This window comes from Paraburkholderia sp. SECH4, assembly GCF_030511745.1.
Taxonomy (GTDB): domain Bacteria; phylum Pseudomonadota; class Gammaproteobacteria; order Burkholderiales; family Burkholderiaceae; genus Paraburkholderia; species Paraburkholderia madseniana.
Genome location: NZ_JALOCP010000013.1, coordinates 81,836 through 94,759, shown reverse-complemented (window position 1 = coordinate 94,759; position 12,924 = coordinate 81,836). Strand labels below are relative to the sequence as shown.

8 protein-coding genes are annotated in these 12,924 nt (G+C 63.5%); 2 read left to right on the top strand and 6 right to left on the bottom strand.

What is annotated here, in order from left to right; genetic code table 11:
- Position 1 precedes the first annotated feature (1 nt).
- The 5 genes from M0D67_RS19170 to msbA all read right to left on the bottom strand — a co-directional run bounded on the left by M0D67_RS19170 (position 2) and on the right by msbA (position 7,069).
- On the bottom strand, positions 2 to 1,252 hold the full coding sequence (locus tag M0D67_RS19170; RefSeq protein WP_266239398.1) for a glycosyltransferase: 1,251 nt from the start codon (positions 1,250 to 1,252) through the stop codon (positions 2 to 4).
- Positions 1,253 to 1,257: 5 nt separating this feature from the next.
- Positions 1,258 to 2,604, bottom strand: a complete 1,347-nt coding sequence (locus tag M0D67_RS19165) for an O-antigen ligase (protein ID WP_154562183.1) — start codon at positions 2,602 to 2,604, stop codon at positions 1,258 to 1,260.
- The gene (locus tag M0D67_RS19160) at positions 2,604 to 3,731 is read right to left on the bottom strand and encodes a glycosyltransferase family 9 protein (protein ID WP_266239397.1); all 1,128 of its coding nucleotides are present in this window, start codon (positions 3,729 to 3,731) and stop codon (positions 2,604 to 2,606) included. The genes M0D67_RS19165 and M0D67_RS19160 overlap by 1 nt, the downstream gene beginning before the upstream one ends.
- 349 nt (positions 3,732 to 4,080) lie before the next feature.
- The gene (locus M0D67_RS19155; RefSeq protein WP_266239396.1) at positions 4,081 to 5,157 is read right to left on the bottom strand and encodes a glycosyltransferase family 4 protein; all 1,077 of its coding nucleotides are present in this window, start codon (positions 5,155 to 5,157) and stop codon (positions 4,081 to 4,083) included.
- Between the two features lie 118 nt (positions 5,158 to 5,275).
- Complete coding sequence (gene msbA, locus M0D67_RS19150) at positions 5,276 to 7,069, bottom strand: lipid A export permease/ATP-binding protein MsbA (RefSeq protein ID WP_154562177.1); 1,794 nt, start codon at positions 7,067 to 7,069, stop codon at positions 5,276 to 5,278.
- Positions 7,070 to 7,309: 240 nt separating this feature from the next.
- Here msbA and M0D67_RS19145 point away from each other — a divergent pair, with 240 nt between their 5' ends.
- Positions 7,310 to 8,071, top strand: coding sequence for a glycosyltransferase family 2 protein (locus M0D67_RS19145; protein ID WP_154562175.1), 762 nt, complete (start codon positions 7,310 to 7,312; stop codon positions 8,069 to 8,071).
- Positions 8,072 to 8,130: 59 nt separating this feature from the next.
- On the opposite strand, the gene dnaE is transcribed toward M0D67_RS19145, so the two are convergent.
- Positions 8,131 to 11,712, bottom strand: coding sequence for a DNA polymerase III subunit alpha (gene dnaE, locus M0D67_RS19140; protein WP_154562173.1), 3,582 nt, complete (start codon positions 11,710 to 11,712; stop codon positions 8,131 to 8,133).
- A gap of 272 nt (positions 11,713 to 11,984) precedes the next feature.
- On the opposite strand from dnaE, the gene M0D67_RS19135 reads away from it, so the two are divergent.
- A complete protein-coding gene (locus M0D67_RS19135; protein WP_154562171.1) occupies positions 11,985 to 12,848 on the top strand; it encodes a sulfurtransferase in 864 nt (287 codons plus the stop codon).
- Positions 12,849 to 12,924: the final 76 nt, after the last annotated feature.

Below are 12,924 nucleotides of genomic sequence, written 5' to 3'. Positions count from 1 at the left end.
TTCAGCGAGGCGTTTGCACGCTCAGCGCGTCCTGCTTCGTCAAAAGACGTAGCGCGAGGTCCAGCATCCGCTGGTTGGCGCTTGCGGGCGTGAACGTCTCGACTTTTCGCAGTGCCGCCTGCACGAGACTCTGGCGTAGCTCGGTGTCCTTGAGTAGCCGCTCGATTGCGTGCGCCATCGCGTCCACGTCGCCCGGCGGCACTAGCAGGCCGGCCTTGCCGCCCTCCAGCAAATCCCGCGGACCGGTTGGGCAATCCGCCGAAAGCACCGGTGTGCCGAGCGCCATAGCCTCGCCGAGCACCATGCCGAAACCCTCGTAGCGGCTACTCAATACGAGCAATTTCGCCTGACGGATATAGGGCGGCGGATTGGCACAGAAACCCAGAAAATGCACCGAAGCGCCGATGCCCAATTCGTCGGCGAGTTGCTCGAGCTCGCGCCGGTCCCGCCCCTCACCGATCAGGACGAGCACCGCTTCGCAGCGGCCGCCCTTGCGTACCTGAGCGTAGGCTCGCAACAGCGTCTTGTGGTCCTTCTGACCTTCGTCCAGACGCGCCACCGAAACGATGAACGACTCCGCCGGACGTTCGATCTCCGCGCGCGCCGCGCGCCGCAGTGCGTCGACGTCGATCACATTCGGCAATTCGACAATGTAGAGGCCGGTTGCCGAAAAGAGTTCTTGCGCCTCGTTCAGCATGGCGGGGGTCAGCACGGCGATCGCCGAGTAACGCGAATAATGCCTCACGCGACGGGCGACGTAGCGCTCGCTCTTGCTGCCGAGCCGCGCCGCGAGGCTGAAATGGCTCACGCCGAACCAGGGCACGTCGCAACCGCCCGCCAGATGGCGCAGCGAAAAATCGAAATCGCAGATCAGATCGTGCTGCTTTGCGAGACGCCGCATACGAAACGCCGCCAGCGGCCGGATGGCGCCGTAGGTCAACAGCTTGTGCAATAACTTCACGCCGACACCGAGTCTGCGCCGACGAGCCGCCTGATGAAGCGCGTACATCCATTTCGACGAGGCAAGGACGTGCACAGGCACATCGGCGGGTATCGACTGCGCGCGCCAGAACGACAGGTCGTCGGTCGGATAGGCCACCGACAGGCTCGGCGCGAACAGCCGCCGGTCGAGCGTCTTCAGCCAGGACAGCAGCGCGGTCTCGGTGCCGCCTTTTCCGAAATCGTTGATATGAAAGAGGATGCGCAGCGGCGGGCGGTCAGCTTCAGTAGCGTGAGGGTTCGCGTTCGTCATCCTGGTTATTCGCCCAACTCTGCCGTCGGCGCTTCGCGCCGCTGTTCGCTGCCTATCACCGTGGATTTCCTCCGTGCGGTTTCGGGCGCCATCCCACCCGAAGCGTCGACTTGCTCCGCGCAACCCAGCAGCAGCCCCGCAAAAGCCCAGAACGCGAGCATAGTGGTCTGCCACATGAAATCATCGGTGGTATTTTTCGCGATCATGCCGGCCACGAGCGCCACGCCCGCAGCACACAACCAGGGTTCAACCCGCCGCAGCCGCCAGAAACGCGCGATGAGGCACAGCAACAGCGTGCTCTGGAGCACGACTCCAATGACTCCCGTCTGCAACCACGTGTTGATGAACAGGTTGTGCGCGTGCGTCAGCGCTTGCGGTTCGACCGTCAGCAAACTGGCTGGCACCTCGCTGCGATAGACGATACCTGGCAGCGGCTTGCCGAAGCCAACCCCGACCCACGCATGACGCTCGGCTTCACCGATATAAAACGCCCACAGCTTCGGGCGCGTGTCGGCCGATACCGTGTCGCCGATTGCGGACAGCGAGCCCGGCACGTAGACCTGATGACCGTCGATCACGACATCGCGCGCCTGCGTGACAGCGGGCACGGCGCCGGCCGTCCGCAGACGGGCGCTGAACTCGAGCGTGCCGACGCTGACCGCGCCCACCACGGCAATGACCAGCACCGACAGCAGCAGACGGCGCCGGTATAGCGGGAACAGCGCGATCAGAAGCGTGACGGCGGCGGCCGGCCAGAAGAACCGGTTGAGCGTTGCCAGTCCGATGAAAAGGCACAGCACAATACCGCTTGCGCCGATCACACGCCAACGCAGCCGCATCATGAAGCCCGCGAAGAGCGGCATGGCAAATACCGCGAGTGTGCTCGTGTGACCGACACGATTGTAGAAATGCAGCGGGAAGGTGTTGGCGGTGGGCGGTTGCAGATGCCCCCAGTTGAACGCGCTGATGGCGCCGAGCGCCACGCAGGCGACCCAGTTGACGAGCACCACGGGCGCCGGCCGCCTCAGTTGCGTGCCGAACAGCCAGAAGCCCCAGAACGACACCAGCGGATAAAGCACCTCGTCGCACCACGCGTGCAGACTGACCATTGGATACATGGACCACGCGACCGACGCCAGACTCCAGCCGGCCCAACCCGCAATGGGCAGCACCAGCGGCCAGTGCAACACCGACGGCCGGTTCGGCGAGCAGGCCGCCGCCAGGACGCCGAGCGCCATCAGAGCGAGCGCATTGAAGACGATCGCCGTCATGTGGCCGAACATCACCACAAACAGAATGACTGGACACGCAACCCAGAACACGCGCTCCACTCGCGCAGCAGCGTGAGTCATTACACTTTCACCAGAACAGTTTGCAAAGCGTTGTATACCGACTCGACCGACAGCCGGCCCATACAGTCGGCATGGTCGCCGCGCCACGCGACGCAGGTCGTCTCGTTGCGATCACAGCGCCGCACCCATGCTACCTCGCGGCGAAAAATAAAAGGCTGATCGCGGCACGGCATATCGGCGATCGTAATCGGCACGAACGGCACCTCGCACCAAAAGCGGCCCGCACCGTGAATCAACGCGTTGCCCGGCCCGAACAGCGCGAGCGTCGGCACCCCAATCAGACGCCCCAGATGCGCCACGCCGGTATCGGGACAAACCACGGCTTGCGCACCGGCAAACAGATGCCACAACTCGCCGAGACCGAGCCGCGCCGCCAGGTTCGGATGGCTTGGGTCCGGGTCGATCGCGCGAATCAGTTCCGCTTCGCCGGGCCCGCCGGTCCATACCGGCAGATAGCCGAGAGCTTCCACCCGTTGCGCAAGCTCACGCCAGCGCGCGTTGGGCCAGCGTTTGACGCTGCTGCTCGCGCCCGGATGGAGCACGACGTAAGGCTTCGCCAGTTGCGCCGGCTCGGGTAGCGCTACGTGTTGCGGCGCGCTCCAGTCGGTAGGCCGGTAGGCGCGCGGTGGCGGCCCGTCGATCAGTTCTGTGGCGAGGTCGGCCCAGGCCGCCGGCGCGGCGGGATACGGCACGCTCCGGTTGAGCGGCCAGTTCTTCCAGGCCGGTTCATCGCCCGCGTGTCCGATGATCCAGCGGCAACCCGCGCCCAACGCGAGCCAGCTATGACGATTGTCGCCGAGCACTATGCCGAGGTCGTAAGGTCCGGAAAGCAAAACGTCCCGCACCGACTTCGAATCACGCGGATCGAACGGCAAGGCTGTGACGCCGAAAGGCCGCCCCGCATACAGCGGCAAGATCGCCTTCGGACAGTTGAGAACGATCTGCGCTTGCGGATATTGCGCCCGCAGCTTGGCGAGCAGCGGAGTGAGCAGCAGCGTGTCGCCTAGCAATAGATGGTGCGCAATCAGGATACGGCGCACGTGCCGCGGCTCGCGGCGCAAAGGCTTGATCAGGAGTCGCGGGATGGCCCGCGCAAAGATACGAAGACGCCCGGCAAGCCGACTCATGGGCTCATCGGCGCGTTGGTTCCCGCCGCGATCTTGCTGTACGCCGATACCCGGCGCGAGGTCGCGTTCGCCATACACAATCTCCAACGGTATTCTTCAAGAAGGCCTCCAGTGCGGCGGCTACGGCCCCGTCACAGCGGGCTGGCGCGGTTCGGGACGGCGCCTCTAGCCCGCCGCCTGTCCAGGCCGGCATGGAAAGCTCGATGAAATATAGGGGTGTTCGGCTCGAATTGAGTTTGAGTTCGAGCCTCGATATCTGAAAATTATAACATGTGCCCCTGCCGCGGAACGATGCGAAGCCGCGCCAGGAGGCCCGCCCGCCTCTTCTGCGGCAACGCTGCGGCGGCCCTTAACACGCGGCGTCGATCTGCCTCGCCAGCGTCAACAGCGCGCCAGCGTGAGCGGCAACGCCCGGGTCGTAAAGCACCGCGTCGCGGGCGAGTTCCGGCGGCGCGCGACGCGTGCCGTCGCGATACTCCCGCACCGCTCGCTCGAGTGTCACGCGCAGGTCGGCGAGGTCGGCCGGTGCGAAAACGAATTTCGCATGCGGGGCGATCGCATCGCAGCAACCGATACTCGACGGGAAAATAACCGGCGTGCCGCACATCACCGATTCGATGCCCACTAAGCCGAACGGCTCATAGGTCGATGCGAGGATCGTGAAGTCCGCGGCTTGATAACACTCCGCGAGCTCTTTCACGTAGCCGATATAGCGTAGCCGTTCGGACGGGCGCGCGGGAGGCCGCCCGGCCACGGCCACCACCACGGGCAGCGCCGTGTCGCGCAGCGCGGCTTCGATGAGCGGCAAACCCTTGCGCTCGTGGCTGCTCGACGGAAACAGCAGGACGATCTCGTCATCGGCGAAACCGTATTTCTGACGCAAGGCGGCGCGCGTCGCGGCATCGGTCGGCGCGAAGCGCGTGCCGTCCACGGGTGGAAACAACACGCGGATCTTCGCCTCGTCGACACCGTACAGTTCGCGCAACTCGTCGTGCATCAGTTTCGAATGCGCCACCACGACCTTCGAGCGCTCGTATTGGCGGCGCTCGAGCGCAATTTGCCAGCGGTCCGAACGCTTCTGCGCGCGTCCCGTCGCCCGCAAGAAACCGAGATGCGTACCGCCGCAGATCGCTACGTCAGACGAGTCGACACGGTTACAGCCGATCAGCACGTCGACGTGCGCCGCGCGGCGCGCGGCGCGCAGCCGCCACGAAAACCAGTGGTCGCGCAGCTTACCCGGCAGGAACGAGACGTTGATGCGGTGGGGCTCGACCAACTTGCATTCCGGCAGCGACGTGTCGAAACGACGCGCGAAAAAGGCCGGTTCGACGCCGAGCGCGGCAAGGCCGCGCACGAGATCCATTGCGTAGCGCTCGAAACCGCCGCTGTGCTGTAAGGCGTTACTGGAGAGTCCAAGTTTCTTCATTCAGACAGCGCGCGCCAGCGCCTCGTCAATTGTTACGGGGGTAAGTCATGCGCGGTCCGGGCTAGCGGACCGCATGAATGGAGATCCGCATGGCCGATGACGTGTCGTGTCGTGCGCTTTACGCTGCGTCCTGCTGGAACTGGATGCGATGCAAATGCGCGTACAGACCATTTTGCGCGAGCAGTTCGCGATGACTGCCGCTCTCGACGATCCGCCCCGTTTCCATCACCAGAATCCGGTTGGCGCGCTCAATGGTCGACAGGCGGTGCGCGATGACCAGCGTGGTTCGGCCCTTCATCAAGGTTTCCAGCGCCGCCTGCACGTGGCGCTCGGATTCCGAATCCAGCGCCGAGGTGGCTTCGTCGAGAATCAGGATCGGCGCGTCCTTGTAGATCGCGCGCGCAATCGCCAGACGCTGGCGTTGACCGCCCGAGAGCATCATGCCGTTGTCGCCGACCAGCGTATCGATGCCATTGGGCATCGCCTCGACGGTGTCCCACAGGTTCGCCGCACGCAGCGCCGCCCTGACCTTGTCCGGATCGGCCGGCTGGCCATAAGCGACATTGTTCGCCACCGTATCGTTGAACAGCACCACGTCCTGGCTCACCATCGCGATCTGGCTGCGCAGCGCGTGCAGCCCGTATTCAGGCAACGCGACGCCGTCGACCAGAATCTCGCCACCGGTCGGATCGAAAAAGCGCGGCAGCAGATTCACCAGCGTGGTCTTGCCGCTGCCCGACGGCCCCGCGAGCGCCACCATTTCGCCCGGCGCCACCTTGAACGACACCTGATCGAGCGTGTGGCGGCCATGCGTGGCGTTGCTGCCGTAGGTGAACGACACGTCGCGGAATTCCACTTCGCCACGGGCACGCTCGAGCGGCTTGCCGCCGCCTTCCGGTTCGGAGGGTTCGTCGATCAGACCGAAAATCAGCTCGCACGCCGTCATGCCGCGCTGCAGCGGCTGGTTCACGTCCATCAGGTGCTTCAGCGGCGAGATGATCAGCAGCATCGAAGTGACGAACGCCACAAAGCCCCCGACTGTGGTTTGATCCGACGACGACTGCACCACAGCAATCGTAATCACCACGGCGAGCGCAATCGACGCGAGGAACTGCGTCAACGGTTGCGCGAGGCCGCCGGACACGGTCATGCGCATGGCGTAGCCGCGCAGACGCTTGCTCATCGCCGTGAAGCGGTCCGTCTCGTACTGCTCGCCGTTGTGCACCTTGACGACCTTGTAGCCGCCCACCGTCTCTTCGACGATGTACGACAGTTCGTTGGTCAGCAGTTGATGCTCGCGGTTCAGGCGCCGCAAGCGGCGGTTGATCTTGCCCACCAGCCAGCCGATCCCGGGCAGCAGCACCGCGACGATCAGCGTCAGGCGCCAGTTCAGATAAAACAGGTAGCCGAGCAGGAAGAGGACTGTCAGCGAATCGCGCACCAGTGTGACCAACACGCTCAACAGCACGTTGAGAATCTGGTTCACCTCGAAGACGATCGCGTTGATCACGGTGCTCGCGGTTTCGCGCTGGAAGAACGCCACGCTCGTGTGGATCATGCGGTCGAACATCTTCAGGCGCAGATCGAGCAGGATCTTGTTCGATACGTAGGCGAGCAGATAACCCGAAGCGTATTGCGACACGCCGCGAATCAGCGCGAGGCCGATCACGGCGGCCGGTACGAACCACTTGGCGTTGTCGTTGGCATGCGCGCCGAAACCTTTGTCCAGCAGCGGTTTGAGCAAGGCGGGAATCGCCGCGTCGGTGCCGGCGCTCGCCGCCATTGCGACAATCGCGCCGATCACCACCCACAACAGCGGCTTGATATATGGCCACAAGCGCCGGAAGACGACGGCAGGCGACGATGCCTCACCTGAACCGATGGGTTTGCTTAACGTAGGCTTCGCGCTCAAGGAATCCTCTGGGAATGCGGGACAGCATCCGTGCTGCGGGCGGAATGCCCGCAGCACGTAAAATTAAATACGGCATTGTAAACGGTTGCGGATTGCCCGGCCGGTAGTGATGAATTGGCCAGATTCGGCCGGATTCGCAGGCCGATAGCGGCCGGCGGACGTGTCCGGCCACGGCCACCGCGCGCTGTGTATACTTGCGCGACTCATTCCGTCACCCTGCGCCCTCCACGCAATTCAGGTATGCAAGAAACCACCCTCGGCGTCGCCATCATCACCAAAAACGCGGCGGCGCGACTGGCCGAATGCCTGCAGGCCGTGGCCTTCGCCGATCAGATCGTCGTGATCGACGGCGGCAGCACCGACGGTACCGCCGACATCGCCCGGGCACATGGAGCGCGCGTGCTCGAGCAAACCGACTGGCCGGGCTTCGGCCCGCAAAAAAACCGCGCCGTGGAGGCGCTGACCACCAGTTGGATTCTCTCGCTCGACGCCGACGAAATCGTCACGCCGGAACTGGCTGCGGCGATCCGTGCGGCGCTGGCCGCACCTACCGCCGATGTCTACGCGGTGGACAGGTTGTCGAGCTTTTGCGGCCACTGGATTCATCACAGTGGCTGGTATCCGGACTGGATTCCGCGCCTGTTCAAACGTGGCGCCGCGCGTTTCTCCGACGACCTCGTGCACGAGCGCCTGGTGTTCGACACGCCGTCGCAGCGACTGACCGGCAAGCTGATGCACTACTCCTATGAGGACTTCGAAGGCGTATTGCGCAAACTCGACGCGTATTCGACGGCGGGTGCGCAGCAACGTCACGCAGCGGGCAAGCGCGGCAGTTTTGGCAAGGCGCTCGGGCGCGGCGCGTGGGCGTTCGTGCGGACCTATGTGCTTCGACGTGGATTTCTCGACGGCCGCGCGGGTTTTATGATCGCGGTGTTCAATGCCGAAACGGTGTACTACCGGTTTCTGAAGCTGGCGCGGATGGGGGAGCAGACGCGGCGCTAGGGGCCACGGCTCGCCAACGGTTGGCCCACACCCACGCAACCGCGCGGGCCAACCAGACATCAATAAACAATTTCGATCGAGCTTCCGGCAAACTCACCGCGCAATGCCGCGAGCAGTTCGTCAGTCGGCTTCACGCGCCACGCATCGCCCAGACGCATTTCGCCTTGCGCGTTTTCGCTGCGATAGACCACCTGCACCGCGAGGCCGTTCGGAATCTGCACAGCCTGGCGCTGGCCACCGCCGCCATAACCGCCGCCGTTGCGGCCACCACCACCCCCGCCTCCATTGCCACCACGCGATGACGCCGCCGGCGCCGGCGTAGCTTGCGGCTCGTCCTTACCCGCGCTATGCGCTTCGAGCACACGCCGCAACGCCAACGCGTCCGCATTGCCGTTCATCTGCACCTTCACGGCTTCCGCATAACGGCAACGCGCGCGGCCGAGATCCATCACCGTGTCGACCGTGAAACGGATGCCGCCGGTGAACGCGTCGTTACGCGCCTGGCCCTGCACCACCAGTAATTCGTCTTCCTTGAATAGCTGTTTGTGCGCTTCAAAGGTCTCGTTGAAGACGGTCACTTCGCATTGACCGGTGCCGTCGTCGAGCAGCGCGATCAGCATCTTGCCGCGCTGGGTCATCTGCGTACGCAGCGACGCGATCACACCCGCGACCAGCTTGTCGCGCCCTTCCTTCAATTCGCCGATCTTCTGGCGCACGAAACGGCGCACTTCATTCTTGTAGGCATCGAACAGATGGCCCGACAGGTAGAAGCCGAGCGCGGCCTTCTCTTCCTGCAGCTTCTTCTTTTCCGGCCATTCCGGCTCGTCGACCAGTTCGTGACCTTGCGAGGGCGCGTCGCCCATATCGAACAGGCCCGCCTGCATCGCATTGGCGCTTGCCTGCTCGGCGGCTTCCATGGCCAGCGAGACGGAGGCGATCAACTGTGCGCGATTCGCATGCAGCGTGTCGAACGCACCGGCGCGGATCAATGCTTCCACCGTCCGGCGATTGACGATCCGGCGGTCGACCCGGTTGCAGAAGTCGAAGATGTCGATGAACGGACCTTCTTCGCGTGCACGCAGGATTTCTTCGATCGCGTTCTGGCCGCTGCCCTTGATCGCGCCGAGACCGTAGCGGATCGTTTTCGAGCGCTTGCCGTCCGCTTCCGCGACCGGCTCGAACCGGTACGCCGACAGATTGACGTCCGGCGGCAGCACGGCCATCTTGTTCGTGAGGCAGTCCTCGAACAGGATCTTGACCTTGTCCGTGTCGTCCATGGCGAGCGACATATTCGCCGCCATGAATTCGGCCGGATGGTGTGCCTTCAGCCATGCGGTGTAGTACGCAAGCAGCGCATACGCCGCCGCGTGCGACTTGTTGAAGCCGTAGCCCGCGAACTTCTCCATCAAGTCGAAAATTTCGTCGGCCTTCTCGCCGGCCAGCCCGTTCTTCGCGGCGCCCTGGCGGAACAGCTCGCGATGCTCGGCCATTTCCTCGGCCTTCTTCTTACCCATCGCGCGACGCAGCAAGTCGGCGCCGCCCAGCGAGTAGCCGCCGATGATCTGCGCCATCTGCATCACCTGCTCCTGGTAGACCATGATGCCGTAGGTCTCTTTCAGAACAGATTCAACACGCGGATCCGGATACTCCACCACTTCGCGGCCGTGCTTACGCGCACAGAAGCTCGGAATCAGGTCCATTGGGCCCGGACGGTACAACGCCACCAGCGCGATGATGTCCTCGAAGCGGTCAGGCTGCGCGTCTTTCAGCATGCCTTGCATGCCGCGGCTTTCCAGCTGGAACACGGCAACCGTGTTCGCTTTCTTTAGGATCGAGAACGACGCCGCATCGTCGAGCGGCACCTGCGCGAGCGACCAGTCTTTCTTCGACGGATCGAGACGGCGGATATAGCGCTCGGCCCAATCCAGAATGGTCAGCGTGGTGAGGCCCAAAAAGTCGAACTTCACGAGGCCGACGGCTTCGACGTCGTCCTTGTCGTACTGGCTCACGACGCCGCTTTCGTCGCCCTGCGTATAGAGCGGGCAGAAATCGGTCAGCTTGCCGGGCGCGATCAGCACGCCGCCGGCGTGCATACCGACGTTACGCGTGAGGCCTTCCACGCGCTGCGCGAGTTCAAGCAGCTGATGCACTTCGTCTTCGTTATCGAAGCGCTCCTGCAGGAGCGGCTCTTCCTTCATCGCGTCGGCGATGGTGACGTGCTTGCCCGGCTTGAACGGAATCAGCTTGGCGATGCCGTCCGTAAACATATAGCCGAGATCGAGCACGCGGCCGATGTCGCGCACCGCCGCTTTCGCCGCCATCGTGCCGAAGGTGGCGATCTGCGACACGGCGTCCGCGCCGTACTTGTCCTTCACGTACTGAATCACACGGTCGCGGCCGTGCTGGCAGAAGTCGATGTCGAAGTCGGGCATCGAGACCCGTTCCGGATTCAGGAAACGCTCGAACAGCAGGTTGTAGCGCAGCGGATCGAGGTCGGTCACGCCGAGCGCATACGCGACCAGCGAACCTGCGCCCGAACCCCGGCCCGGACCGACCGGCACGCCGTTGTTCTTGGCCCAGTTGATAAAGTCCGCAACGATCAGGAAGTAGCCCGGAAAGCCCATCTTGATGATCGTGCCGCACTCGAATTCGAGGCGCTGGTAATACGTCCCGCGCTGCGCCTCGCGCTCGGCCGCATCCGGGTACAACTGTTCGAGACGCTTTTCGAGGCCCTCTTTTGACAATTGCACGAGGTAGTCGTCGAGCGACATGCCGTCGGGTGTCGGAAAGAGCGGCAGCTTGGGCTTGCCGAGTTCGAGCGTCAGGTTGCAGCGCTTGGCGATTTCGACACTATTGGCAAGCGCCGACGGAAGGTCCGCGAACAGCCCCGCCATTTCTTCCTGCGTACGGAAATACTGCTCGGACGTAAAGCGTTTCGAGCGGCGCGGATTCGCCAGGATGTCGCCTTCGGAAATACACACGCGCGCTTCGTGCGCGGTGAAATCGTCCGGCGTCATGAACTGCATGGGGTGAGTGGCCACCACCGGCAATTTCAGCGACGCCGCGAGCGCGACCGCCTGCTGCACGTACTGCTCGCCGCCCGGCTGACCACACCGTTGCAGTTCGATATAGAAGCCGCCAGGAAACACCTTCGCCCAATGCAATGCATTGCGTTTGGCCGCTTCTTCGTTACCGGCGGCGAGCGCGAGGGCAATGTCGCCCTGTTGCGCGCCCGACAACGCGAGCAGGCCTTCACCCAGACCGGATTCGAGCCAGCCGGCTTCGATTTCCGCACGGCCGCGATACTGGTTGGTGAGCGATGCCTTGCTGAGCAACTCGCACAGATTCAAATAGCCGCGCCGGTTCTTGACCAGCAGCAGCAAGCGGGAAGGCTTCTCGCGGTCGTCGGGATTGGTAATCCAGACGTCGCAGCCGGCAATGGGTTTGACCCCTTTGCCGCGGGCTTCCTTGTAGAAGCGGACGAGGCCGAACGCGTTGCCGAGGTCGGTGAGGGCGAGCGCACCCTGACCGTCTTTGGCAGCGGCCTTGACGATGTCGTCAAGACGCACGATGCCATCGGCAATCGAGAATTCGGAGTGGACGCGAAGATGAACGAAGCGGGGATCTGACATGGGCGACATTGTAACTCCACCCTTCCGGAGTTTTCAGGGCAAAACCGCGCGTTAGCCGTTCGGCTTAGGACAGAAACGCGAGCGCGCCGCACACCGGTGTTGTGCAGGCGATTTGCGCTGCCGCAAAGGGTTGGCCATTCGGCCGAGTCGGCCAAAGCGCCGGCTTGAGGGATAATACGGGTTTCGCCCTTTTCGACGTGGCCGCGCCGCATGGAGTTTGAATGCGGGCGTTTTAAATGCGCCCCGTTTTCCGCGCGGCCACTTCTTACCGCTGGACACACATGAGTATCGTCAATCTCGCCGCGTATCATTTCGCGACCATCGAAGACACCGCCGCATGGCGCCCGTTCGTTACGGAGCGCTGTAATGCGCTCGGCTTGCGCGGCACCATCCTGCTGGCGCCGGAAGGCATCAACCTGTTCGTCGCCGGCACGCGCGAAGCCACAAACGCGTTCATCGACTACATCCGTCACGACGCGCTGTTCGAAGGCAAGTTCGTCAATCTGCAGTTCAAGGAAAGCCTGTCGGACAAACAGCCGTTCACCCGCATGCTGGTCAAGCTCAAGCGCGAGATCATCACGATGAAAAAGCCGGCGATCCGGCCGGAGCTTGGCCGCGCGCCGTTCGTCGACGCCCCCACGCTGAAAACCTGGCTCGACCGCGGCCATGACGACGAAGGTCGCCCCGTCGTCATGCTGGACACACGCAATGCGTTCGAAGTGGACGTCGGCACGTTCGATGACGCGCTCGACTACCGCATTACGAAATTCAGCGAATTTCCCGAAGTCATCGAACAAAACCGCGCCGATCTCGAAGGCAAGACGGTGGTGTCGTTCTGCACAGGCGGGATTCGTTGCGAGAAGGCGGCGATCCACATGAAGGAAGTCGGCATCGAGAACGTGTACCAGCTCGAAGGCGGCATCCTGAAGTATTTCGAGGAAGTCGGCGGCGCGCACTATCACGGCGACTGCTTCGTATTCGACTACCGCACCGCGCTGAATCCGCAACTGGAGCCGACCGCGACCGTGCAATGCTTCGGCTGCCGCGCGGTGGTGCCGCCGGAAGCGCAGCAATCGCCAATGTACGTGGCGGGCAAGACGTGTCCGGAATGCCATCCGGACAGCAAGGCGGCGCACGCCGCCTGATGCGGGCGGTTGCAGCGGGCGGGCACCTTCACGTTGCGGCCCGCCGCCCCCATACGGATTCTTGGCTGAGCGGCAT